General features: G+C 47.1%; 23 protein-coding genes. 15 read left to right on the top strand and 8 right to left on the bottom strand.

Annotation, left to right across the window (positions count from 1 at the left end):
* The first annotated feature begins 65 nt into the window (after nucleotides 1–65).
* The 5 genes from MMG82_RS04285 to menE all read left to right on the top strand — a co-directional run bounded on the left by MMG82_RS04285 (nucleotide 66) and on the right by menE (nucleotide 6,329).
* A complete protein-coding gene (locus MMG82_RS04285) occupies nucleotides 66–1,034 on the top strand; it encodes a LysR family transcriptional regulator (protein WP_037423608.1) in 969 nt (322 codons plus the stop codon).
* 176 nt (nucleotides 1,035–1,210) lie between these two features.
* Nucleotides 1,211–2,932 carry a 2-succinyl-5-enolpyruvyl-6-hydroxy-3-cyclohexene-1-carboxylic-acid synthase gene (gene menD / locus MMG82_RS04280; protein ID WP_037423610.1) on the top strand — a complete coding sequence of 574 codons (1,722 nt, stop codon included), beginning with the start codon at nucleotides 1,211–1,213 and terminating at the stop codon, nucleotides 2,930–2,932.
* Nucleotides 2,932–3,732, top strand: coding sequence for a 2-succinyl-6-hydroxy-2,4-cyclohexadiene-1-carboxylate synthase (gene menH, locus MMG82_RS04275; RefSeq protein WP_241406530.1), 801 nt, complete (start codon nucleotides 2,932–2,934; stop codon nucleotides 3,730–3,732). The genes menD and menH overlap by 1 nt, the downstream gene beginning before the upstream one ends.
* Nucleotides 3,733–3,782: 50 nt before the next feature.
* On the top strand, nucleotides 3,783–4,832 hold the full coding sequence (menC, locus tag MMG82_RS04270) for an o-succinylbenzoate synthase (protein ID WP_241406519.1): 1,050 nt from the start codon (nucleotides 3,783–3,785) through the stop codon (nucleotides 4,830–4,832).
* A 6-nt stretch (nucleotides 4,833–4,838) separates the two neighbouring features.
* Entirely contained in the window at nucleotides 4,839–6,329 is a 1,491-nt protein-coding gene (menE, locus tag MMG82_RS04265; RefSeq protein ID WP_241406518.1) for an o-succinylbenzoate--CoA ligase, read from the top strand.
* Nucleotides 6,330–6,397: 68 nt separating this feature from the next.
* Here menE and rpoH read toward each other — a convergent pair whose 3' ends face one another.
* The 4 genes from rpoH to ftsY all read right to left on the bottom strand — a co-directional run bounded on the left by rpoH (nucleotide 6,398) and on the right by ftsY (nucleotide 10,748).
* Nucleotides 6,398–7,255: an RNA polymerase sigma factor RpoH gene (rpoH, locus tag MMG82_RS04260; RefSeq protein ID WP_047537943.1), complete on the bottom strand. Its 858-nt coding sequence runs from the start codon at nucleotides 7,253–7,255 to the stop codon at nucleotides 6,398–6,400.
* A 230-nt stretch (nucleotides 7,256–7,485) separates the two neighbouring features.
* Entirely contained in the window at nucleotides 7,486–8,451 is a 966-nt protein-coding gene (ftsX, locus tag MMG82_RS04255) for a permease-like cell division protein FtsX (protein ID WP_047537939.1), read from the bottom strand.
* The gene (gene ftsE / locus MMG82_RS04250) at nucleotides 8,448–9,149 is read right to left on the bottom strand and encodes a cell division ATP-binding protein FtsE (protein WP_037423627.1); all 702 of its coding nucleotides are present in this window, start codon (nucleotides 9,147–9,149) and stop codon (nucleotides 8,448–8,450) included. The genes ftsX and ftsE overlap by 4 nt, the downstream gene beginning before the upstream one ends.
* A 3-nt stretch (nucleotides 9,150–9,152) precedes the next feature.
* Complete coding sequence (gene ftsY / locus MMG82_RS04245; protein WP_241406517.1) at nucleotides 9,153–10,748, bottom strand: signal recognition particle-docking protein FtsY; 1,596 nt, start codon at nucleotides 10,746–10,748, stop codon at nucleotides 9,153–9,155.
* Nucleotides 10,749–10,961: 213 nt separating this feature from the next.
* Between ftsY and rsmD the strand changes: the two genes are divergently transcribed.
* Nucleotides 10,962–11,609, top strand: coding sequence for a 16S rRNA (guanine(966)-N(2))-methyltransferase RsmD (gene rsmD, locus MMG82_RS04240; protein ID WP_047537931.1), 648 nt, complete (start codon nucleotides 10,962–10,964; stop codon nucleotides 11,607–11,609).
* Between the two features lies 1 nt (nucleotide 11,610).
* A complete protein-coding gene (locus MMG82_RS04235) occupies nucleotides 11,611–11,883 on the top strand; it encodes a DUF1145 domain-containing protein (RefSeq protein ID WP_047537927.1) in 273 nt (90 codons plus the stop codon).
* Here the strand turns inward: MMG82_RS04235 and MMG82_RS04230 are convergent.
* Nucleotides 11,840–12,853: a helix-turn-helix domain-containing protein gene (locus MMG82_RS04230; RefSeq protein WP_052184073.1), complete on the bottom strand. Its 1,014-nt coding sequence runs from the start codon at nucleotides 12,851–12,853 to the stop codon at nucleotides 11,840–11,842. The genes MMG82_RS04235 and MMG82_RS04230 overlap by 44 nt on opposite strands.
* An 84-nt stretch (nucleotides 12,854–12,937) precedes the next feature.
* Between MMG82_RS04230 and MMG82_RS04225 the strand changes: the two genes are divergently transcribed.
* Nucleotides 12,938–13,474: a cysteine hydrolase family protein gene (locus tag MMG82_RS04225; RefSeq protein WP_047537925.1), complete on the top strand. Its 537-nt coding sequence runs from the start codon at nucleotides 12,938–12,940 to the stop codon at nucleotides 13,472–13,474.
* 68 nt (nucleotides 13,475–13,542) lie between these two features.
* Here MMG82_RS04225 and cymA read toward each other — a convergent pair whose 3' ends face one another.
* Nucleotides 13,543–14,106 carry a NapC/NirT family cytochrome c CymA gene (gene cymA / locus MMG82_RS04220; protein WP_037423641.1) on the bottom strand — a complete coding sequence of 188 codons (564 nt, stop codon included), beginning with the start codon at nucleotides 14,104–14,106 and terminating at the stop codon, nucleotides 13,543–13,545.
* Between the two features lie 410 nt (nucleotides 14,107–14,516).
* Between cymA and MMG82_RS04215 the strand changes: the two genes are divergently transcribed.
* The 6 genes from MMG82_RS04215 (at nucleotide 14,517) to MMG82_RS04190 (ending at nucleotide 21,117) form a co-directional block, all read left to right on the top strand.
* Nucleotides 14,517–14,879 (top strand): hypothetical protein, encoded by a 363-nt coding sequence (locus tag MMG82_RS04215; RefSeq protein WP_047537921.1) that lies wholly within the window; start codon nucleotides 14,517–14,519, stop codon nucleotides 14,877–14,879.
* 90 nt (nucleotides 14,880–14,969) lie between these two features.
* Nucleotides 14,970–15,425: a DUF2057 family protein gene (locus MMG82_RS04210; protein ID WP_047537918.1), complete on the top strand. Its 456-nt coding sequence runs from the start codon at nucleotides 14,970–14,972 to the stop codon at nucleotides 15,423–15,425.
* Between the two features lie 107 nt (nucleotides 15,426–15,532).
* On the top strand, nucleotides 15,533–15,973 hold the full coding sequence (locus MMG82_RS04205) for a hypothetical protein (RefSeq protein ID WP_047537915.1): 441 nt from the start codon (nucleotides 15,533–15,535) through the stop codon (nucleotides 15,971–15,973).
* Between the two features lie 218 nt (nucleotides 15,974–16,191).
* Nucleotides 16,192–16,452, top strand: coding sequence for a heavy metal-binding domain-containing protein (locus tag MMG82_RS04200; RefSeq protein WP_047537912.1), 261 nt, complete (start codon nucleotides 16,192–16,194; stop codon nucleotides 16,450–16,452).
* A gap of 21 nt (nucleotides 16,453–16,473) precedes the next feature.
* On the top strand, nucleotides 16,474–17,964 hold the full coding sequence (locus MMG82_RS04195) for an efflux RND transporter periplasmic adaptor subunit (RefSeq protein WP_241406516.1): 1,491 nt from the start codon (nucleotides 16,474–16,476) through the stop codon (nucleotides 17,962–17,964).
* A 9-nt stretch (nucleotides 17,965–17,973) separates the two neighbouring features.
* The gene (locus tag MMG82_RS04190; protein ID WP_241406515.1) at nucleotides 17,974–21,117 is read left to right on the top strand and encodes a CusA/CzcA family heavy metal efflux RND transporter; all 3,144 of its coding nucleotides are present in this window, start codon (nucleotides 17,974–17,976) and stop codon (nucleotides 21,115–21,117) included.
* Between the two features lie 72 nt (nucleotides 21,118–21,189).
* On the opposite strand, the gene MMG82_RS04185 is transcribed toward MMG82_RS04190, so the two are convergent.
* Complete coding sequence (locus MMG82_RS04185; RefSeq protein ID WP_055647314.1) at nucleotides 21,190–22,764, bottom strand: hypothetical protein; 1,575 nt, start codon at nucleotides 22,762–22,764, stop codon at nucleotides 21,190–21,192.
* Nucleotides 22,765–22,953: 189 nt separating this feature from the next.
* Between MMG82_RS04185 and MMG82_RS04180 the strand changes: the two genes are divergently transcribed.
* Entirely contained in the window at nucleotides 22,954–24,123 is a 1,170-nt protein-coding gene (locus MMG82_RS04180) for a ribonuclease T2 (RefSeq protein WP_347154260.1), read from the top strand.
* Between the two features lie 233 nt (nucleotides 24,124–24,356).
* Here the strand turns inward: MMG82_RS04180 and MMG82_RS04175 are convergent, their stop codons facing one another.
* The gene (locus MMG82_RS04175; RefSeq protein WP_037423677.1) at nucleotides 24,357–25,139 is read right to left on the bottom strand and encodes a VOC family protein; all 783 of its coding nucleotides are present in this window, start codon (nucleotides 25,137–25,139) and stop codon (nucleotides 24,357–24,359) included.
* Between the last annotated feature and the right edge of the window lie 50 nt (nucleotides 25,140–25,189).

The following is a 25,189-nucleotide window of genomic DNA, read 5'->3' as shown; positions in this document are numbered from 1 at the left end:
TAAATTAATAACACCATAATTAGGTGTTCTTTAAAGTATTTACTCAATATTAAGGAATATAAAAAATGCATATTAGTAACATGGATGGCCTCGATATTCTGAGTTTAAAAATACTTGTTTCATTATATGAGAACAAGTCTGCAACCTATGTATCAAAGGCATTAGATATCCCAGCCCCCAAAATAAGTCGTAGCCTTAAAAACCTGCGAGAAGTATTTGGTGATGAACTTTTTATCCGTAAGAAATATGGCTTATTCCCCAATGAATTTGTCACGCACTTATACCCGATAGCGAAACAAACCATTGAATGTACGGAGAAGTTTCAAAAGGTACGAGCAGCCAATGTCAATCATGTTAAAACACATGTTGAGATTGCCGCCCCAGGCCTTATTGCCTATGCCTTCCCTAAAGCCTTAATGCAAGCTATCAAAGAAGAGCAAAAATCTATCCATATCAATATTACCCCTTGGTCACTGCATACCACGCAGGACATCATCAATGGTGATACCACCCTCGGTATTTGTTGCAATAAGAGTACCGCAGATGTCGCAGCCTATGGAGACAAGTTACAAACCACAACACTGCAACGTATGGGTAAGGTGTATCTTATTGCTAGCCGAAATCACCCCATTTTTAAGCGAGAAATTACCTTAGAGACGATTGCAGAGTATCCCTATGTCAATACTGATCTCGGTAATCCCAGTACTCGCCTTAGCCCATATCAAGAATTCTGTATAAAAAATGGTATAAAACTCAATACTGAAATTACCATTACCAGTATTTCTAGTTTGTTTGAATATTTAGGAGAGAGCCAAACTATTTCTTTATTACCCTACCGAGTGGTTTATGAAATGGTGGCAGAAATACCCGAACTGCATACCTGTCAATTATCACAACTTGAGGCAGAACGTTTATACGCCGACACCGAAGCTCCGACGATCTTCTTGGTGCAAAAGAATCAGCCCAATCGCGCTAGCGAAGAGCTGGCGTGGCTCAGTGAACAAATAAAGAAAATTGTTGATAGCATTATTTAGCGATAAATACTTAACACGTTTTCATCTTATTATTCGAGGTGATAGGCATATTGTGCCTTAGCTTAGGCTCCACCTCACCGCTCCTCCGTGTCGTCCCAAGTTTTGTTAAGACGGGCATACATCTTAATCGTCAAACACGTTACACTAGGCCCATCTTTATCCTGATCGATCTTGCTATGCGAACCGAAAACACAGCCACACTTAATCTCATGTGGGGCGCACTGATTCTGGAAGAATTAGCACGTCTTGGTGTGCAGCATGTCTGCATGGCACCAGGCTCACGCTCAACCCCGTTAACTCTTGCAGCAGCCCAGCAAACCAAGCTGAAACGTCATTTGCATTTCGATGAGCGCGGCTTAGGGTTTATGGCGCTTGGATTAGCCAAAGCCAGCTCTGCGCCCGTAGCCATTATTACCACCTCTGGCACGGCCGTCGCTAATCTTTATCCTGCAATAGTCGAAGCGTGGCTCACCCATGTGCCTTTAATTGTCCTCAGTGGTGACAGACCGCCAGAATTACTCGGTTGTGGCGCTAACCAAGCCATAGTGCAACCAGCCATTTTTGCCCATTATGCCCAACAGGTGAATCTCCCCACGCCGGATGTGCACATTGCACCGCAGATGTTGCTCACCACGCTTGATGAGGCCGTGGCCAATCAAACACGCCCTGTGCATATCAACTGTATGTACCGTGAGCCGCTATATCCGAGTGAATTAACTGCCACAATTCTCGATAGCGAATCGCCATACCTCAAGCCGCTGCAAACATGGCTGCAACAAGCACGTCCTTACACTCTTTATGGTAAGCGTGAACAATTAAGCAGCCCGAGCGAAGATGCCATTATGCGTTTCGTCCATGGTAAGGGCGTCATCATCGCGGGTACGCTCACGCCAGAGCAAGATCCACAGCAACTCATTGCGCTATCTCAAAAAATTGGCTGGCCGTTACTAACCGATGCTCAGTCCCAACTGCGACAACATCCGGCGGCGATTGGTAATATTGACCAACTACTGCAACATCCCAAGGCGCGCAATCTGTTACAAGAGGCTGACCGCGTGCTGGTGTTTGGTGGACGCTTATTGTCTAAGCGTTTGATTGCTTACCTTGCCGAACAAAACTGGCACAGTTACTGGCAAGTGCTGCCGCAGCAGGACAGGCTCGACCCAAGCCATAACGCTAAACACATTTGGCACGCCAACGCCGCCCAATTTGCATCGCTTAACTGGTATCGCTCTTCATCGGCGAATTGGGCTAATACCTTAGTTAGCTACAACGATGAATTGCATAGTTTATTCGTGCGCAATATTGATCAAGGTGAGTTTGGTGAAGCTCAGGTTATCCGCGCGATTGCCAATACACGACCACTGGAGCAGCAATTGTTTATCGGCAATAGCCTGCCGGTACGTTTGTACGATATGTACGCGCCAGTGAGCTGCTGCACTGCCACCACTTACACTAATCGCGGCGCCTCGGGGATCGATGGCTTACTGGCCACCGCCTGCGGTATTGCAGCGCACCAAGGTAAACCGACCAGCTTGATTATTGGGGATTTATCCCAGTTGCATGATCTCAACTCCTTTGCCATCGCCCGCAATTTAACCAGTCCGCTGGTGATCATTATCCTCAACAACGATGGCGGTAATATCTTTAATCTCTTGCCCGTCCCCAATGAGGAACTGCGCAGTGATTACTATCGGTTAAGCCATGGTCTGGAATTTGGTTATGCCGCCGCTATGTTTAATCTTCCTTATAACCAAGTGGATAACTTAGCCGACTTCCAAAATAGCTATAATGAAGCGCTGGATTATCAGGGTGCTTCTGTCATCGAAGTCACCGTTAGCCAACACCAAGCCAGCGAGCAGATCGCCGCGCTGAATTTATGGGTGAAACAAAGCTAATGCCGACCGTGGCCCGTTATGGAGAGACAGCACAGCCAAACTTGGTCCTGATCCATGGTTTTTTAGGATCGAAGGCCGATTGGCTACCGCTGATCCCTAAACTCAGCCAACATTTTCACTGCATCTGCCTCGATTTACCCGGCCACGGCGACAATCAACCAGAAATCGCATCGACGCTCACTGATGGCTTCGACTTTTGTGTCCAAGACATTATCAGCCGCCTCGATCGCCTCGGCATTGAAGCGTTTTACCTCTATGGGTATTCCCTCGGTGGCCGGATTGCCTTACATCTTGCCCAAGCTTATCCGCAGCGAGTGTTGAGTTTGTGGCTAGAATCCTGTCATCCCGGGCTGACAAATACCGAAGAACAAGCCGCGCGCAGCAAGAGCGACAACCTGTGGGCCAAACGGCTGCAAAGCTTGAGTAGCGTGGATTTTTTACAGCTTTGGTATCAACAGGCCGTGTTTGCCGATATATCGGACAAGGCGCGCAATGCCTTGATAGCAAAGCGCGTGGCGCAGCTCGACCAACATCCCAAACACATACTCAAGCAAATCTTTTTGGCTACCTCACTTGCCCGCCAAACTTCACTTTGGGATCTACCTGCAAGCCTTGCTTGCGAATGCCATTTTTTTGCCGGCAGCCAGGATGCTAAATTCACCGCAATAGCAAAGGACTGGCAAGCACAACAACCCATCATCTTGCATCAGATTGAACAGGCGGGGCATAACATACATCAAGCCAATCCTGCGGGATTACTGGCCTGTATAAGAAGTTTGTTCGTCGAACGCTTGACGTAGAGATACACGCAAACAGACCGCCTTTAAATCGATAAAGCGTTAAGGAAAATATGATCTTAACTTCACTTAGCTTGTATTTATATCGCCTGCCCTTAGACCGCTTTTTGCCCGTGGGTAAACAACGCATTGACCACAGAGCAGGCTTGGTACTACAGGCAAAAGCGCAAGCCGAAGGTGAAGTGCGTGAGCAGTATGTTGAAATCGCGCCACTCTCAGGGTTCGATATCGACCAACAGCCATTATTAGGCTTTAGCCGTGAAAGCCTCGATGAGGTTCAACAGGCCTTAGTGGCGCTATTACCCAAGCTTCAAAACCAATCAATTGATTGCTTGCTCGAGCAGGCCGAAGCGAGTCCCTATCCATCCATTGCCTTTGGCTTAAGCCTGCTACATGCCAAACTCAGCGGAAAACTCGATACAGTGCGCCCAGTTACCACCACAGTACCGTTGATTTACCAGCCAACAGATGCGCCCAAAGCCGAGTTGATAGCTAAAATCGCCAAGCTCGATAGCAGTGTGCGCTCAGTTAAAGTGAAGGTTGCACAAACCTCCATGGAAGATGAGTTGAGCCTGATTTATGGCATCTTAAGCCAAAGACCGGAACTCAAGCTGCGCTTAGATGCCAACCATGGATTTAGCTTAGAACAGGCTCTCGACTTTGCCGCTTGCTTGCCACTGGATAGCATTGAATATATTGAAGAACCTTGCCAAAAGCCGCAGGATAATCACACTCTGTATCGCGCCATTCCCCTGCCCTATGCCCTAGATGAATCCCTCAATGACCCAGATTATCAATTTGTGATGCATGAGGGATTAACGGCATTAGTCATCAAACCCATGCTACTGGGCAGTATTGAAAAACTTCAGCGCCTTATCGACGAGGCGAACAGCCATGGCGTGCGCTGTATCTTAAGTTCCAGCCTTGAGGCCAGCTTAGGTATCAATGATTTGGCCCATTTAGCCGCCATACTGACGCCCGATGAAATTCCTGGGCTCGATACGTTAGCCGCCTTTAGCCAAGACTTAATCGTACCAAGCGGCAAGCCCCAAACTCTTACGCTTAAATGCCTTAAACTTGTCGCCAGTACGCAGCAGGATTAATTGCTAATGTCCGAATCTAAAACATTGGCCTCATCCCAATCTATTTCACAGCAAGGTATTTCGCCATTACATAGCGCCGCGCTCACGCTCCCTGAACAAACCGCGGTTAAGTGCAATGGGCAAGACATCAGCTACGCGAGCTTAAGCCAAATGGTGCTGGGATTAGGTGAGCAGCTCACGCGCATCGGCGTTGGTCAAGGGCAACCACTGGCGTGTATCAGTCGTAATAATCTAGAGATGATTTGCCTGTATTGGGCCTGCGTGGATATTGGCGCCATCTTCTTTCCTATCTCACCGCGCTTTCCGCTGGCGCAAGTTCAAGGGCTTATCGATAGCCACCAAATCCCTTTCTATTGGAGCGAAGATGAGCTGGCTTTATTAGGCAGTCATCAACTCACGCTAGATTTTAGTCTAGGCGTGGCTCCAAACGCTGGCCTAACCGCGACAGCTTTTGATATTTATCGTCCTAGTAATGTGATTTTAACCTCTGGCTCCAGCGGTTTTCCTAAGGCGGCCGTACACAATCTTGCGAATCACATTGCCAATGCCGAGGGCGCCCGCAGCCTGATCCCGCTGGTAGCTGGTGATGCTTGGTTATTATCATTACCGCTGTTTCATATTGGCGGCCTTGCAATACTCAACCGCTGCGCCCTAGTCGCGGCGACTGTGGTGCTGCCAGATCTCGCGCTCCCGCTACAGGTACAAATCGAGCGCGATGCGTTAACCCATATGTCCCTCGTACCGACCCAGTTAGTCAATTTGCTCACTGACAAACAGGCCTCGCTCCACAGTATTAAAGCCCTGCTACTCGGTGGCGGTGCAGTTTCTATCGATTTACTTAAGCAACTCGAACAGCGCCATATTGCCAGCTTTACTAGCTACGGTATGACGGAAATGGGCTCGCAAATCACCACTGGCCCCGCGCTGAGCGATGGTAGCAGCGGTAAATTACTCCCAAGGCGTGAGCTTAAGATTGTTGATGGGGTGATTTGGGTTAGGGGCGAATGCTTATTTATGGGCTATCTCACTGATAAGGGAATAGAAAAGCCACTTGATGCCGACGGTTGGTTTTATACCAAGGACAGAGGCGAATGGGATGCTAACGGCAATCTTAAGATCCTTGGCCGCGTCGATAATATGTTTATTAGCGGCGGCGAAAACATTCAACCAGAAGAGATTGAAGCGGCACTCAAACTTCATCCGCTAATAGATGAGGCAATCGTCTTCCCTCAGCCCGATCCCCTCTTCGGCCAGCTCCCCGCGGCTATTATTCGCGGTGACATTTTCCACGCTAAGACTATCAGCAGCGATATAAGCCGCAGCCACACCAGCCAAGAGATGAGTGCGATAGAGGCCGAGCTTGAAGTCTTTCTCGCCGACAAAATCGCCCGCTTTAAAAGACCACGCCGCTATTACCCTTGGCCAGAAAATGCCGCGCAAACAGGCTTAAAAGTGAATCGGCAACCGTTGATTGCCAGCATCCAATCCAAGTCTTGATGATTTCGGCCACAAAAAAACCTGCCGAAGCAGGTTTTTTTGTTGTCTAGAAAGAAAACGTAGCTTAATTAGGCTTCCATACAAGCCTTAAGCTTATTCATGGCGTTTTTCTCTAACTGGCGAATACGCTCAGCTGACACTTGATAGGTTTCTGCCAATTCCTGAAGGGTAGTTTTATCATCGTCTAACCAACGGGCACGCAGAATATGCTGGCTACGCTCGTCTAAGGTTTTGATGGCCGACAATAAACGACCTTGGGCATTAGATTCCCAGTTATCGTTTTCGATGTTTTCGGCTAAATCCGATGAATGATCTTCAAGATATTGCACTGGGGCAAAATCCTGCTCATCATCGTTATCACTGCTCAGATCAAACGCAGGATCCTGCGCCGCCATACGTGATTCCATCTCTGTCACATCGGCCTTAGAGACACCTAAGTTTTCTGCGACCATTGCGACTTCATCATCGCTAAACCAACCGAGGCGAGTTTTCGCTTTACGGATATTAAAGAACAACTTGCGTTGCGCTTTGGTGGTAGCGACTTTAACAATGCGCCAGTTTTTCAGCACATATTCGTGAATTTCAGCTTTAATCCAGTGCACAGCAAAAGACACTAGACGGACGCCTACATCGGGATCGAAACGCTTAACCGCTTTCATCAGACCGATGTTGCCTTCTTGGATCAAATCCGCCTGCGGCAGACCGTAACCTGAGTAGCCCTTAGCAACATGCACCACAAAACGTAAGTGCGACATAATCAGTTGCTTCGCTGCTTGCAGATCACCCGTTTCCTGCAAACGCTTGGCTAACTCATACTCAGTCTCAGCGTCTAACATTGTCATGCTAGTCACTGAATGGATATAAGCTTCTAAACTACTGCTGCCCTGAGGGACTGTTAGTGCCATTGATTGCGTTTGAAAGGTCATTCGCGCTCCTACTTTCTTGCTACTTATCAAATATAAGTCGATTTCATCCTGTGGTTTCACTCAAAACACCCTAAGGATGAGCTGACGAACTATCGGCTAATTGACAGAGTATGTCAACCTTCGCTCGTCTGGGGTGTTACTTTTAACCCCGTTGAATAGACATTGCAAGTGAACAAAAGTTCATCGCCAGCCATATTTATCAAGGTATTTAAACTATAAGCGATTGATCATTAGGAAGGTTCAATCGTTCTTAAATGTTGCCTTACCGAAAGATAAGAACCTAGCCAACCTAAAAAAGAAGCCAAGCCCACTAATTGTAGCAGTTCGGTAAAGGTCAGAGACTTCATCTCTAGCTGACTACCATACAAACCGAGCAATTCGGCTAGGGCAGAATCGAGATACCAAACCAACAAGTTAATGATAAGCCAAGCTAATACACCGCCAATCACTCCGTACCAAATACCGGTATAAAGGAAGGGACGTTGAATAAATGCCTCAGTTGCCCCGACTAACTTCATCACTTCTATTTCACTACGGCGATTCATAATGGCTAAGCGAATCGTGTTACCTATCACTAATACCACCGCCAAGACGAGTAACGCCGCAATCGCCATTACCGTGCGTTCGAGTAAACGCACCACAGCCTGTAGCCGCTCTAACCATTCAATATCTAAGCGACCAAAACTGATTTCAGGCTCGCGCTCAAGCTTAGTCAATAATTCGCGAGCTCCCACTGGCGTGGAATAGCGCTGGGTTGGTGTCACGGTAATTACCGCGGGAAGCGGATTTTTATCAAGATAGGCTAACGCTTCACCAAATCCAGATAGACGCTGAAACTCCTCAAGCGCTTGATTGCGGTCGATATACTGTACCTTTTCTACCTCGGGATAAGCGCGGATACGCGTTAACAAACTTTGAATAGTCTGCTCGCTGCGATTTTCATCGATAAAAAGTGAAATCTCCGCCGCGCTATTCCAAGAAGTGGTAATAGTCTCGGCATTTTTAACTAGCACTTGCAATGCTGCGGGCAAGCTTAAGCTCACCCCAAGCACAGCCATCGTCATCAAAGAAGAAACGGGACTGCGCCATAACTCGCCCATACTCGCCATGGCTTGCTGCACATGACGAATAAAAAACATCACGATGCGCCCTGAAATGGGCAACTTACTGCGCGTTAATTTGGCGTTATCACTCATAGCGCATTACCTCGAGCAGTCGCGTGTCCATGATGTAATTCCTGGGCACCGAGCATACGCCCTTGCTTCAAGGTAAAAGTGCGGTATTTCATCCGCGCGATCAGTCCCAGATCGTGGGTGGCAATGAGCACGCTCGTGCCTGCATCGTTAAAGGTTTCGAATAGGCGCAAAATATCCATCGACAATTTAGGGTCCAAGTTGCCCGTCGGTTCGTCGGCCAGCAATAGTGGCGGTTTATTAACGATCGCGCGGGCGATACCGACACGTTGCTGCTCACCACCGGATAACATGATGGGGTTATGGCGCTCTTTGCCATATAAACCCACCATATCCAATGCGCCAGCGACCCGTTTGCGGATCTCGCCATGGGAGAAACCTTCAATCACTAATGGTAAGGCAACATTGTCGAATACGCTTCTGTCCATCAATAGATGATGGTTTTGGAAAATCATCCCAATATTGCGACGCAAATAGGGCACGTGTTTGGGGCTGATTTTGGCAATATCGTGGCCATTAATCGCCACACGGCCAGTGGTGGCGCGCTCGATCACTGTGATTAATTTCAACAGGGTACTCTTACCCGCACCCGAATGGCCGGTTAAGAATGCCATTTCACCTTTTTGTAGATGAAAATTCACTTCCTCCAGCGCCATTTGGCCACCAGGATAAATCTTACTGACCTGCTGAAAATCAATCATAAATTAGCTATCCGCTTTCTCTTGAGTGAACAAGGCATCAATAAATTCTTTAGAATTAAAGGTACGCAAATCATCAATTTGCTCACCCACGCCAATATAACGTAGCGGGATTTTAAACTTGTCGGCAATCGCAAACACCACGCCGCCCTTGGCGGTACCGTCGAGCTTGCTGATGGTCATGCCGGTAACGCCAACGGCTTCTTGGAATAGCTGCGCCTGGCTAATCGCATTTTGGCCAGTGCTCGCATCTAAGGTCAGCATCACTTCGTGCGGCGCTTCTGGGTCGAGTTTCTTCATCACTCGCACTACTTTCTTTAACTCTTCCATCAGATGCGACTTGTTTTGTAAGCGACCCGCTGTATCAGCAATTAATACATCAATTTTTCGGGCTTTAGCAGCTTGCAGCGCATCAAAAAGTACCGAGGCACTGTCGGCGCCGGTATGTTGGGCTATCACAGGGATATTATTGCGTTGGCCCCAAACTTGTAATTGCTCCACCGCTGCTGCGCGGAAGGTATCGCCCGCCGCTAACATCACAGACTTACCTTGGCGCTGGTATTGCTTTGCCAGTTTGCCAATCGTGGTGGTTTTACCCACACCGTTAACACCGACCATAAGAATCACAAAAGGACCATTGGTATTTTCAGGCACTAATGGGATTGCCACAGGATCGAGTGTCTTTTGCATTTCATCACGCAGCAGATCGTAGAGTGCTTCGGCATCCTTTAATTGCTTGCGCGACGCGTGTTCAGTCAGGCTCTGGATAAGGCGTGAAGTGGTTTCGACACCCACGTCGGCGATTAAAAGCTGTTCTTCCAACTCTTCAAACAGTTCATCGTCGATTTTTTTACCACGGAATAAACCGATGAAACCGCTACCAATATTTTCGCTAGTACGCATTAAGCCGCGTTTTAGACGCGCGAAGAAGCTTTCTTTGGCGGGTTTTGCCTGAGGTTCGGGTTGTTGCTCAAGGGGTTGTTCAGCTTGGACCTGTGCAGCGGCAAGTCGCTCTGCTTCTGCTTGGGCTTCAGCGGCCTGTTCTTCGGCAACTCTTTCGGCTTGTGCTTGTTCAGCGGCTAACTGCTCTGCCTGCGCTTGCTCCGCTGCTAAGCGCGCGGTTTCGGCCGCCTGTTGTTCGGCTAAACGCGCAGCTTGCTCTTCGGCAATGCGCTGGGCTTCCGCTTCTGCTTGAGCTTTTGCCGCTTGTTCTGCTGCAACTCTTTCCGCTTGCGCTTGTTCAGCGGCTAACTGCTCTGCTAGAGCTTGCTCCGCCGCTAAATGCGCGGCTTCGGCGGCCTGTTGTTCGGCTATACGTGCAGCTTGCTCTTCGGCAACACGCTGGGCTTCTGCTTCTGCTTGAGCTTTTGCAGCTTGTTCTGCTGCAACTCTTTCCGCTTCTGCTTTTTCGGCCGCTAATTTGTCGGCTAGAGCCTGTTCGGCGGCCGCCTTTTCAGCCGCGAGACGGGCTTCTTCAGCTTGCTGCTTTGCTAATGCTTCGGCTTGCTCGGTTTGCGATGGAGTAGAGACTGGGGTTTGCTCGACAACCTCATCTTGTGATTTATCTTTACGAAACCAGGAGAAAAAACCTTTCTTTGCCATGTGTAATTCCAGCGCTCTACTTCAGTGTTGAATTTAAAATAAGACCCTGCCGTTATACCAGATTACCGCGGCAATTACGCCCAAAAAGTCGGCAATTAGTTCTGCTCTATCAGCCTTCTCACCTTTTACTAGGAGTTTGATATAAAATAGTGGCCTTTATAAAGGTGGCATAGTCTACCACTTTCTTTCTTCAGGCAAAATCACGGGGGCACTTTGGCTAATAATCGTGCAAACAACAAGCAAGTGACCAAGAGTCAAACGGCCAATAAGAAAGCCGGTAGCGGCCAAGTGCGGATCATTGCAGGACAATGGCGTTCGCGCAAACTGCCCATCCATGATTTAGACGGCCTGCGGCCGACCACAGATAGAGTCCGCGAAACCCTCTTTAACTGGCTTGCCAATGATATTGCCCACGCAAGGGTGCTCGACTGCTTTGGTGGCAGCGGCGCCTTGGCGCTTGAGTCCCTCTCACGCTATGCCAGTTACGCCAAGATTATCGAGTTGCAACGTCCAGCTGCCATGCAACTTAAAGCGAATCTCAATACCCTCAAGTGCGACAATGCCGAGGTACTCAACGCCGATACTTTAGTCGTGCTGCAAAATGGCTGCGAGCAAGGGTTTGATGTGGTGTTTATCGATCCGCCTTTCCGCAAAGGCTTAGCAGAAAAAACCATTCAACTGTTGGACAGCCAAGGTTGGCTTAATGATGGCGCGCTCATTTATGTGGAGGTTGAGTCGGAATTAACTCACATGGCAGTCCCTGCGACTTGGCAACCGCTCAAAGACAAAACCGCAGGGCAAGTTAGCTATCGCTTATATCAATACCAAGCCGAAGACTCTCCGGCTAACACCAAGGAATAGCATGTCGTTACTGATCAATATGGGCAAAGCCATCACCCTAATAGCGTGGCTGATGATGGCTTATAACCTTGTTATGCCTTTTGCTGGCAATATCGGCATTATTCTCAATATCTTGCTCGGCATTACTTGCTTGATGCATTGCTTCCAGGTTGCCATCTTCCATATGCTGTTTAAAAATCTGCTGACGCTGCGCAAACAAGATTATCTGCAAGTGTTTATCTTCGGCGTATTTAGTTTATTGAGCTATCGTCGACAGGTGTTAGCGCAGGCGTAAGCGCACTAAACCTTTGTCGAAAGGCACTCGGTGTTAAACCGGTAATACGAGTAAACGCTTTGCGACAGGCGCTCACATCCTCATAGCCAACTTGATGCGCTATGGTCTCGAAACTCAGTGGACTATTTTCGAGTAAGTCGCAGGCCTTTTGGATCCTGAGTTTTTGTAGGTATTCATTAGGCTTATGCCCTGTCGCTTTCACAAAACGTCGCAAAAAAGTTCGCTCGCCCATACAGCACTGCTGCGCCAAAACCGCAACATTCATCGGCTCACCATAGTCGGTTTGTAGGCGATTTTGCAGACCCAAGATCACAGCATCCCCATGATCTCGTTTAGGTAAAAACTGTTGGTAATAACGCTGTTCACGCCCACCGGTATCGATAACAAGGTACTTACCCAGTTGGCGCATGACTTTCACATGGCAAAACTGCGCGACTAACTCTAGCCCCAAGTCGAGCCAGGACATCATGCCAGCAGCCGTGATGATATCGCCCTCGTTAACCATTATTTTTTCGATCTCGAGTTTCACCTGTGGATATTGGGTTTCAAACGTTTCCACTAATCCCCAATGGGTTGTCGCCTTGCGGCCATTGAGTAAACCCGCTGCGGCCAGCACAAATGCTCCCGCACAGGCAGAACAGAGAATAGCTCCTCGGGCATGTTGCTGCTGTAACCATAATCGCAATGAAGGCGCTGCATTGAAGTAAAGCTCAGTCTCGATGCTCGGCGGGATAATCACTAATTGATAGCACTCTTCGAGATTCATCTCCTCTAGGGATAATCGAGTCACTGCAAAACTGCTTGAGCTTAGGGATTTATTTTCGTCAGCTAACATCAGCTTATTAGCCACCAGCAACATCTCTTCTAAGCCAAATACGGCTGAAGTTAAGCAACCGGGTATGGCTAATATCGCCACTTTTAATGGGGATGGCTCGGCAAAGTTTGTCAATTTAAGCACCATAGATGTCATTTCTGCCACTCTTAATGGCAATGAATCTACCGCAAACTCTCCTTCGAAGACATCTTTTGCAAGAGAAACGAACAGGAGAAAAATATGTCGAGCTTAAACCAGATCCCAGCGAACAGCGCCTTAGTGATTATTGATGTGCAAAATGACTACTTTCCCCATGGGGCTTACCCACAATGGCAAGTCGATGAGGCATTAGCGCGCACCTTGCACTCAGTGCAATGTGCCCAGCAACAGGCAATACCGATTATTCTCGTGCAGCATATCGCCGATACTGCTCAGGGTGACGCCCCCTTTTTTAACTCACACACTCAAGGAGTTGAAATCCATCCAGCGCTTTTAGCTGAGCTACCCAATGCTCCAATTGTGGTAAAACAATTTGCCGACAGTTTCGATGGCACAGAGCTAGCCAACTTACTCCAAGATATGCAAATCAAGCATTTACTCTTATGCGGTATCATGACTCAAAACTGCGTGACCCATACAGCGCTATCACCCGCGGCACAAGCCTATTCAGTGCAAGTGATTGCCGATGCCTGCACAGCTCCCACGCAAATGGTGCATCAAATTTCGCTAAGCGCCTTGTCCCGCAGAGTGGCATTAATCAATAGCCAAGACTTATAAGACGAGAAAGCAAAAAGCCCTCGAAGAGGGCTTTTTATTTGAATATCAAGCTATTGAAGCGCTAAACCTTATCCTTTTGGATAGGGGTGAGCAACACCTTTGTGGCAGTCCACGCAGGTCTTTCTTGCTTCAGGATCTTTCTTGAAGTTGTTGGTGTGCATTCTCACAGCCATTGGCTTCATTGTTTCAGGTTGATTTTCATAAATACGAGTATGGCAATGTTGACAGTTAGCAGAGTCATTACCACGGAAGTAAGCTAAAGCTTTGTCAGCTTGCTCTTTGCGGTTTTCGTCTAGCCAAGCTTGAGTGTTAAAACCATCGATAGTTAAGAAACCGTATAAGTCCTTAGATACGATGATTTTCTTGATCAAGTAATCCACTGGAGCATGTGGTAAGTGGCAGTCTTGACATTGTACGGTCACACCAGCACGGCCACCGCCATGGGCAGAAGCTAACACTTCATTTTTCAATGAGTGGTTGCTATGGCAGCTCATACAAAATGCGTCTTCACTCGTCGCATGTAAGGTTTGTTGGGTTGCAAAGTAGCCCACAACACCAATAACGATACCAACAACCAGTAGCGCTAGGATGGAATATTTCGCGCTGGGTTTAAATAGTGCACGCCAGTTCATCACTCTATCTCCGAAAATATGGTCAAAATTAGTTTTTATAAGACTATTTTATATTTTTTCATTTATTAGAAATTTGATTTCAAGCCTAAAATGCCGATTAATGTAAACTTAAAAGCGCAAAATGAGACTTAGCTCTAACTCTGAATAATACGACTCGCTAAAACCAGCTTAGCAGAGCATTAGGGTACTTCAACTCTCACTAATACATTCATCATTATGCTAAGCGACAAATGATTAAGTACTACCTTAAGAAGCTAAGGCAATGAAATCATTTTTAGAATACAAAAATGTGATCAAGACGACATTTAACCTTTGCTATAAAAGCCTGACGCCTAAAACTAAACTCAAAATGAAACTTTTTATGCAATTTGTTGGTCTTTAAGGATAGGTACATTGGCAACGGTTTTTTTATGGCTAAGTTTTGGATCACCATAGCACTGTTATTTTCACTTATCGCTCAGTCGGCGATGGTGAATGCTATGCCAACTTCAGCGATGAATGACTTTCACGATATATCCAGCATGCAAATGGTTGATGGCAAAATAAATTGCACTATGCCCGATTGTCCCCCAGACGAATGCATGTTGCATTGCCAAGACTCTCTTACCAACCATTGCAAAACTCATTGCGTTGCACAGCTTTACCTCTCAACATCACAACCACAACTCGCGTTGATGAGTCATGCTAGTAATCGTATTACGAACAAAAGCTGGGCGATTCAAACCGCCGACCTTGGGTTGACCACACCACCACCCAACTCCGATTTGCTGTAACCGATCTTAATCATTAAATCGATTCAATCGCTCGCGAAGCTGCCACCACGATTTGGCGCTCACGCGAACACGCAAATTTTGGAGTTTATTATGAAAACGACCTTATTTAGTAAAATTTTCGTTGGCGTTACATTCGTCATCAGTACTATTGCTATCAGCATGACGGCGAGTGCTGCGACCTTGAAAGGCACTGATACACTCAATGTGGTCAGCATTAATGGCCAAGCAACTAAATCCTTTAAACCAGTACAACTACCTGAAGGTAAAGTGCTAATTGAAGTAAAATATCAAGATCTATTCAGTTATCGCGCCGATGATAGTGGCACTTGGGTGAAGTCTGAGCCTCTATTCTTTACCCTAGATGTTGCACCGCAGTCGAATTACCAGATCAGCACTCCAACATTAACTAGCGAGGCTGATGCCAAACGTTTTATCAATAACCCTCGTATACAGCTCAGTGTAGATGGTGCCACACCACTGCCACTCGTCTTGCAAAATCACAGTCAGTTAATGGCAGAGATCTTGCGAAATCAGGTCGCTAGATAATCCAACCTTAGGAGCGATGAGCGGAGGCATTAACTAAAATGTGAGTTAACGCATTGCAGCATAATGCCTCTGTGCTAGAATCCAAGCGTTCATTATCTGGAATTATTATGCATCAAACACTTAGTCGTTATTTATTAGTCATATTCACTTTACTCGCATTGGTCGGGCAAGGTGTTGTGTCTAATGGACACGCTATGGTGATGCGCTCAATGGAAATGGGCGCTATGGTTCATAGCCTTTCCAACCAAGGAATGGATCACGCGGCAATGATGCAAATGAACACCGAGCACCACGCTGACGCCAGTGCAATGGCCAATACAAATTGCTGTAACGATCAAATGCTTCCCGGCGCAAAACAGCATTGTTGTAATGGCACCACGTCCTGTCTTAACGATTGTGGACATTGCTTGACGATCTCAGTTGCTGGTACGCTTTTCAGTCCACATCTTTGGCCCAGTGTGAGTCTGAGTGATACCCCTATGGCCACTCCTATGCCTCATTTCCACTCTATCTCTTTATCGTCGGCCTTCAAGCCACCGATAGCCTAGTCCTAGCCTCATTGTGCCCTTTTTTCAGGGCGAACCAAGCTAACTATTTATTTTGCCGTTTATTGTGGTGCCCTCTTATCAAGCACCCAGAGTAAAGCTAAAACGTTGACTGTGCACGATGCTACCCATGGCATCAATTTTGAGTATGCACTCAAGAAATAAGCTCAATCACGTTTTTGCACTCATATTCGGCCCTAAAACCCGATGGAGTGAATAATATGAAAACCTTAACTAATCTTGCCTTAGTTGCATTTTTAATGACCAGCACCAGTGTGTTTGCTACAGCAACACCCCATGAGCATCACCACAACAATGCCGCGCCACAGGAACAAGCTGTAGCCTATGTTTGCCCAATGCATCCCGAAGTTACAGGTAACAAAGGTGATACTTGCCCTAAATGTGGCATGAATTTAGAGCCTAAAGCGACGACAGAAAAAATGGCTGACGGTGCAATGCACAAAGATCACGCACACCACTAAGCTAGGCTGGAGATGAGGCATATGAACCAATTTTACAAAGTAAAAAAACCGTGCACTAAGGCTGTGTTGATACTCAGTAGCCTTCTGCTGGGCACACCTTGGTTAACCCAGGCTCAGCTTGCTGATCCTGCGGCTCAATCAGAGGCGGGGCATCAGCATAACAGCAATAGCGCCAATCAAGTCAAAACATATACTTGCCCTATGCACCCTGAAGTAGAAAGCCATGAACCCGGCCGCTGCCCTAAGTGCAATATGTTCCTCGTTGAGAAGGAAGAAACAAGCAATACAGCACAACATGAGGAACATCAAGCACATACACAAAACGCCAACGCGGCTCAAGTGTTTGATACTCCAACGCCTAAAGCCAATAACTTAGTCAAAAATCAAAATTCTGGCGCAACGATTAAGTATGTGTGCCCAATGCATGCCCACATCATTAGTGATTTTCCAGGCACTTGCCCTATTTGTGGGATGAATTTAGAGAAGGTCGAAACAGGCGGCAATACGCAGGAAATTAACATTAATGTCTCTGGCGGTATGCAACAAGCACTTGCCCTTAAAGTCGCCAACGTTGAGCGCGATACCCTATGGAAGTTTGTCGAAACCGTGGGTCAAATAGACTATGACGAGAGCCAGATCAGCCATATTCATGCCCGCGTTACTGGCTGGGTTGAAAAGCTAATGGTTAAATCCATGGGGGATACCGTCAAAAAGGGGCAGCTACTTTATGAGATCTACTCACCCGATTTAGTCAATGCTCAGGATGATTATCTGCTCGCCTTAGATACAGCGAAAACCTCCGGTAGCCAAAGATACCAAGATCTGGTTCGCAGGGCAGGCTTAAGGCTGTCGTTCTTAGGGTTTAACGAACAACAAATCAAACAATTAGCCAGCTCACGCCAAACCCAATATCGAGTACCGTTTTACGCGCAACAGGAAGGTGTTGTCGAAACACTCTCCATCCGTGACGGTATGTATATTGAGCCTTCTACTGAAGTCATGTCATTGGTCGATCTTTCTAAGGTATGGGTCATCGCCGATGTGTTTGAAAATGAACAAAGCTGGATTAGGGTTGGGCAAAAAGCCGAAGTCTCTGTGCCCGCGATGAATATCAACGGTATAGAAGGCACGGTTGACTATATCTATCCCGAGCTAGACCCTGTTACCCGTAGTTTGAGGGTGCGCGTGGTACTGAATAATACCGATGTCTCTTTAAGACCCAAGACACTCGCTAAGGTTTCGCTCTTTGGCGGCCCAAATAAGGATGTACTCGTGATCCCACAGGAAGCGCTCATCCAAACGGGTAAAGAAAATCGCGTAATAGTCAAACAAGCCGATGACAGCTTTATCGCAAAAGCTGTCACTGTAGGCATGATGAGCCAAGGCAAAGCCGAGATAGTCTCGGGCCTAAGCGAAGGTGAACGTGTCGTCACCTCAGGGCAATTCCTGCTCGACTCCGAGGCCAGCCTCAAGGGCAGCCTGATGCGTTTAAGCAGCGGTCATCAGCACTAGGAGCGCATTATGTTGAAATATATTATCGAGTCCTCGATCAGACAAAGACTTATGGTGTTAATTATCGCCATAATGGTTACTGTCTGGGGCGTACAGGAGTTGCGTAAAACGCCGCTCGATGCCCTGCCGGATTTATCCGACGTGCAGGTGATCATTAAGACCCCTTATCCAGGGCAAGCGCCAAAACTGGTTGAAGAACAAGTGACTTACCCATTATCGACCGCCATGTTAGCCGTACCCGGTGCAAAAACCGTGCGGGGTTTCTCGATGTTTGGTGACTCTTATGTGTATGTGATCTTCGAAGATGGCACCGACATCTATTGGGCGCGTTCACGGGTGTTGGAGTATTTAAGCCAGATCAGCAGTCGCTTACCTAAAGGGGTACAACCCTCACTCGGCCCCGATGCCTCTGGCGTGGGCTGGGTGTTTGAGTACGCGCTGGTCGATCGCTCTGGCAACTTAGATCTCTCGCAACTTAAAAGCCTACAGGATTGGTATCTCAAACTTGAGCTACAAAGTGTTGCCGGTGTCTCCGAAGTCGCAACCGTCGGCGGTATGGAGCAGACCTATCAGATCGTGCTCGAGCCAGACAATATGGCGATCTATAAACTCGATATCGCCACCGTCAAAGAGGCGATAGAAAGAGCCAATAGCGAAGCTGGTGGTTCAGTGGTCGAAATGGCCGAAGCCGAATATATGGTGCGCGCCAAAGGTTATCGTCAAACATTAGCTGATTTTCGTGAAATCCCATTAGGGATTACTAGCCCTTCCGGAACAGCTTTACTACTCAAAGATGTCGCTACCGTGCGCAAAGGTCCCGCTGCTCGCCGCGGCATTGCCGAGCTTGATGGCGAAGGCGAAGTCGTGGGCGGCATTGTGGTGATGCGGTACGGTGAAAACGCGCTTTCCACTATCGATGCGGTTAAAGCTAAACTGGAAGAGTTAAAAACAGGTCTGCCTGAAGGGGTGGAAATAATTCCAACCTATGACCGCTCTCAATTAATTCAAAAGTCTGTCGACAACCTATTCAGCAAAGTCATTGAAGAAATGTTGGTTGTGGGCTTGGTTTGCCTATTATTTTTACTGCATGCACGCTCAACATTGGTCGCGGTGATTACTTTACCGCTGTCGATTCTTATTGCCTTTATCGTAATGAATAAAATGGGGGTGAATGCCAATATTATGAGTCTTGGTGGCATCGCTATTGCCATCGGTGCTGTAGTGGATGGTGCGATCGTCATGATCGAAAACCTACACAAACATTTAGAGCACTTTAAAACCGAACATCAACGCGAACCGTCGGTTAAAGAACACTGGGAAATTGTTAGCGCAGCTTCTATCGAAGTGGGCCCTGCACTGTTTTTCTCACTGATTATTATCACCTTAAGTTTTGTACCCGTATTTGTGCTAGAAGCGCAGGAAGGACGCTTATTTGCGCCACTGGCTTACACTAAAACCTTTGCCATGGCGGCAGCGGCATTATTATCCATTACGCTAGTGCCAATTCTGATGGGTTACTTTATTCGTGGAAAAATTCCTAGCGAGCGCAGTAATCCCATCAGCCGAGTGCTAATTGCTCTGTATCAACCGTCGTTGAAACTGGTGCTGAAGTTTCCAAAAGTAACCCTACTAATTGCTTTAATGGCACTGGCCAGTGCTTGGTATCCCATGACACGTATGGGCAGCGAGTTTATGCCTGCGCTCGAAGAAGGCGATTTACTCTATATGCCAACGGCATTGCCAGGCATTAGCGCCAGCAAAGCCGCCGAAGTGCTACAACAGACGGATCGTTTGATTAAAACCGTCCCTGAAGTCGCTCGCGTATTTGGTAAGGTGGGGCGGGCCGAAACGGCGACAGATCCTGCGCCACTTACCATGCTCGAAACCACAATCATGCTAAAACCCCACAACGAATGGCGTGAAGGCATGACCTTAGATGGCATCATTAATCAGTTACAGCAGACGGTAAAAGTGCCTGGCCTCACAAATGCTTGGGTGCAACCAATTAAGACACGTATCGATATGCTATCAACGGGCATTAAAACCCCCGTAGGCATTAAAATTACCGGTGCAGATGTCAATGAGCTGCAAGCCCTAGGCAGCAAAATTGAGGCTATCTTAAGCAAGGTCCCACACACTAAATCAGCCTATGCAGAACGGAGCGGTGGTGGACGCTACATCGACATCACGCCAAAACTGGATGTTGCCGCTCGTTATGGTATGTCATTACAAGATATTCAGGATGTAGTGCGTTACGCCATCGGTGGTATGGATATTGGCGAGTCCGTACAAGGTGCTGAGCGTTACCCTATTAACCTGCGCTATCCAAGAGAGCTGCGTGACAATATCGAGAAACTGCGTGAATTACCTGTGATCACTAAATCGGGAAATTACTTACCACTTCGCAATTTAGCCGATATCGAAATCACCGATGGTGCACCAATGCTCACCAGCGAAAACGGGCGCTTAATCTCTTGGGTATTTATCGATATTGAGGGCACTTCTATTGGGGAATACATTAACACCGCGAAGCAAGCTTTAAATGCCGAACTCAAAATGCCGCCCCGTTATAGCTACAGCTTTGCGGGCCAGTACGAGTATATGCAACGGGTCGATGCCAAACTAAAGCAAGTCATCCCAATGGCATTAGGAGTCATCTTTATCCTACTGATGATGACCTTTGGCTCTACCATGCAAGCGAGCATGATCATGCTGAGTCTACCCTTTGCCTTAGTCGGCAGCACTTGGCTATTGTATCTACTGGATTACAACATCTCTGTTGCCGTCGCTGTTGGTATGATTGCCCTTGCTGGGGTAGCAGCAGAATTTGGGGTGATTATGTTGGTCTATTTAAATAACGCCATCAAACATCGACAGGAGAAAAACCTTTACCACAGCGTTGAAGACTTAAAAGAAGCCTTGATAGAAGGTGCGGTCATGCGGATACGTCCTAAAGCGATGACAGTTGCCACCATCTTCTTCGGCCTACTCCCCATTATGTGGGGCGCAGGTTCGGGTAACGATGTGATGCAAAAAATCGCCGCCCCAATGGTCGGTGGAATGGTAACAGCACCAATACTGTCGTTGTTTGTACTGCCAGCACTGTATCTTCTCATTTACTCGCGTAAATTAAAGCAAGACGCAGTTCACTGATAGCACAGGCATAAAAAATCCCCCAAACCATAATAGTCTGGGGGATTTTTATTCAACCGCATTTAAAAGGGGTTATTGAACCGTGTTAACAAACACAGGGTTAGAATAGAACCACAGGTCGTTATAGTTACGATCATTAATCTTGTTATACCAAGACTGTACCGATTCACCTTCAGCTTGATTAATCACAGCTGACTTCAAAGGATTGCCTCTTTCCGTCAAATTAGCTTGGTTATAATCTAAATTAGTCCCACGCAGACGGAAATATTGATGCCGATCCGCGATAAAACTGTAACTCATACTGTAGTAGCCATCGGCATCTTTATGCCAGTCGGCACGAGTAAAGGTTTTAACGACTAAGGTTGAATCGTTTGTTTCTTTTCTGTAGGCCGCGGTCCCAGGCTCAGCACGCTGACCCACGTTACCCGCAATCAAGTCTATATGGTTTACACCAGGGTTAATTCCAGCATAAATTTCATTACCTATATCGGACTCTTTATTATTCAACGCCGGACTTTTAAAGCGAATAGTGAGTGTTAACTTATCGCCAGGTTTAGCCACTAAAGTTTGTCCCATGGTGACACTATTCTTATTGCCATTTTCAAGCTTAAAATCCAAGGCATCGATCAAATCACCAAACACAGAAAAGCTATTGCCCGAGCGTAATCCCTTCAAAAGCGCTGTAGTATCTTTGCCATCGACCCAAGTGTAACTTTTCGCATATTCACCGGGATAATAACTACTAGCGTAGGGAGTTCGTGTTTTGAAGTGGATATCCGAGTTACCCATGTTCCAAATTCGACGACCTTCACCCAATAATGCATCCCACCAGCCACCGACCTCAGCAACAACCGGATCGACGCCGCCGTACACTCCACTACTACGCTCACCATAGTCACCACGGTTACCACTGAACTGGCCACCGACAAGACCTTCAACCATAAAGAAAACATTCGGAGCAACATCGTTCAGCTCTCTAACATCTTGAATCGTATAACTGGATAAATAACGACGAGGATGATTTAGCATCCCGTAGCTGCTGTCTGGATAATGAGTCTCTAACCACTTCAAAGCAGCAATAGCATCCTCATGAGTCTTATTTTGACGGGTATCCCCCGCAGCCGTCCATGCAGCAACATCTTTGGGATCAAAGTTCGTAATATCATTTTTACTGCTAAATCTGTACTCAAAGGTCTTAACCGCAGACAGAACTTTGGCTTCATCACCTAAAATACCAATGTTAAAGTGCTCATGGGTTGGCATATCCCACTCAAAACTTGAATAAGCAATCTTGCCCTCATAGTTAGGCATGTTCTTCTTTAAACCGGGAATTTCATACTGAGTTAACGCATCGTAAAACAGTAATCCACCGACGTCGTTATCATCATTATCTTGACTGTTGTTACGCATATGATTTGATAATGAAACATAGTCTAAACCGAAGTCACCAAAGGCCCATTTCAGAATATCAGACTGGGTTTCACGAGCATCCTGCGAAACCGCAGTGTGAACGTGTAAGTCACCTTTTAGCCAACGCCCACTGGGCTCAATGGGTGTAGGATCAGTCTTATCAGAGTCAGAATTACAACCAGATAGCACTACTAGAGACGATAATAAAACAACATTGAGATTTATGACCTTATGCATGAATAACCTCTTTATATTCAAAAGTTTTAGCAATAAAACCCGAATATAAGTCGAATGCATGACACCCTAATGACACTGATGTTTACGATCCATAAAATAAGCCTCTCAGTTTACAACGCTTATATGTACCATTAACGCAGCGCACCACAGAATTGACTCGACTCACTGCTGTAGAAAGGATGCCATCACATGACTAAGCCATCTTGTTTAATCATCAGCCAAATATGGCCAAAAAGACTTTTCCTTAAAAAAAGATTACATGTTTTACTCGCTTCGTTCAGTTTATGCTCTGCACTAATCATGTCAGCAGCACCCGCATATGCCGTCCCCGCCACAGGGGAATTTATTGCCAATAAACGCTGTGAGTTGTTTCAGTCTAAAAATAAACAAACCAATCCCGATGATTGGCAGAGCAATATCGGTGAACGTTATCCCGTTACGGAGATTTTAGGAAACAGCGTCAATCCTGACTGGATTCGCGTCCGCACCAATGCCATCAGTTCACCGTTACGCTGGATTAAAGGTGATTGTGGACAATACAATACCAATGTAGCAGCGGCAGAGACTTATCAGCCAAACTCAACCAAAGAGCATGCGCAAACCACTACAGCCTCTGATATCAAAGCCATCAATCGTGAAAGCCTAAAAGAACGAGGTACGCCAGAGAAACGCCAAGGCCATGTGTGTCAAATCGAGGATAACTACGACTCCCATGTGCTCGCCTTAAGTTGGCAAAGCACCTTTTGTGAACTCTATGGCAGTCGTAAAGCAGAATGCCGCGCCTTAAGCCAAACCAGTGATGCGCCTCAATGGCAACACTTTAGCCTGCATGGCCTCTGGCCTAATCGCCAGCAATGTGGCACTCGTTACGGCTTTTGCAGCAGCGTAAAACAACAACCGAGTGACTTTTGCGATTATCCTGAAGTACCACTCAATGCCTCTGTGCAAAAGAATCTGGAAGAAGTGATGCCTAGTGCTCGCTACGGCACCTGTTTAGAACGCCATGAATGGTGGAAGCACGGTACCTGTCGTAATCAAGACCCCAATGACTATTTTTTACTGGCGACTCAGCTGACGCAGGAAGTCAATGCCTCGACATGGGTACAACAATTTATCCATGAAAGAATTGGTAAAAAAGTCACACAACAAGAGTTGAATCAAAGCTTTGATACTAGCTTCGGTAAAGGTGCACACACTAAGATCACGCTTGATTGCGCCAAGGGACTCTTAAGCGAAATCCGGATTAATCTTCCACAAGAGATCAAGCTATCAGACTCAATTCCGAGCCTACTTGCTAAAGCACCCAAGGCGAAAAAGACTAACTGCCCAGACCCACTCTCTATCGACAAACCAAACTAACTTAACCTGAACTTGGGGTAACGAGTGTCGAAAAAATCTAAATTTAACAAACCAAACTAATGTCATAACAGATTGTTTTTAAAAGACAATATTTTCTGACTGAATGCGCAGATTTTTGTGCATATCAAGGCGCTCTGTCGTATGCCATAGCGAGCTATGGTTAGACAGAGCAACGCAGAGAGGCCCGAAAAGAGGCCTATTCAGCGGCGCTACTTATCCCTGCTCAGGTTAACTTATTGGTTTTCATTTTGGGATAGGTGTATTACCGCGAAAGTAGCACCTTGGGCGTCAGCAATCACCGCAAAACGTCCCACATCAGGGATATCGCTTGGCGGCACGCATAGCTGTGCGCCCAGCCCCTGCGCCTTAGCGGCAAAAGCATCACAATCCGCCACCACAAAATAAGGCATCCAATGGGCGGGGATCTCGCCCCATTCCGGCATCATTTTCATCATGCCCCCCATAGACTGACCGTCAATTTGCCACTCGGTGTAATCGATGCCGGGCACATGACTGGGGAGCGCGGTCCAAGGAAACACTTGAGTGTAAAAACTGGCTTCGGCGCTAGGTTCACGGCAAGCCAGCTCCACCCAACACAGGGTATTTTCTTCACCTTGGCGACGTGAGCCCGAGTGGTTTTTAGCTTGCCACAGGGCAAAGCGTGCTCCTTCGGGATCGCTCACCTGCGCCATCACGCCCGCATCACCCACCACATGCGGTCCCATGTGCAATTGCCCACCCGCAGCCAAGATGGCGGCAACCGTCGCTTCGATATCCTTAACCGCAAAATAAATCCGCCAATGGCTAGGGATCTGTGGTTCCGACTCAGGGATTTGATACATGGCCCCTAAATCGTCCCCCTCCAGATTGAACAGCGAGAAATGACCATTAGGAATTGCCATTTCCACCGCATTCCAACCAAACAGCGCATGGTAAAACCCCTGTGCACCCTGCCAGTCATGGCTCGCCAATTCGACCCAACAGGCCTGTCCCTGTGCGTACTGAGTAATCCTCATTGCAGACTCCAATCAAACAGATAATGTGTTCGAGTTAAGCTGGAGTTTAT

It is taken from the genome of Shewanella sp. MM_2022_3 (genome assembly GCF_022557375.1).
GTDB lineage: Bacteria > Pseudomonadota > Gammaproteobacteria > Enterobacterales > Shewanellaceae > Shewanella > Shewanella xiamenensis.
The sequence above is the reverse complement of the archived record's forward strand: the minus strand, read 5'-3'. Positions and strand labels throughout refer to the sequence as shown.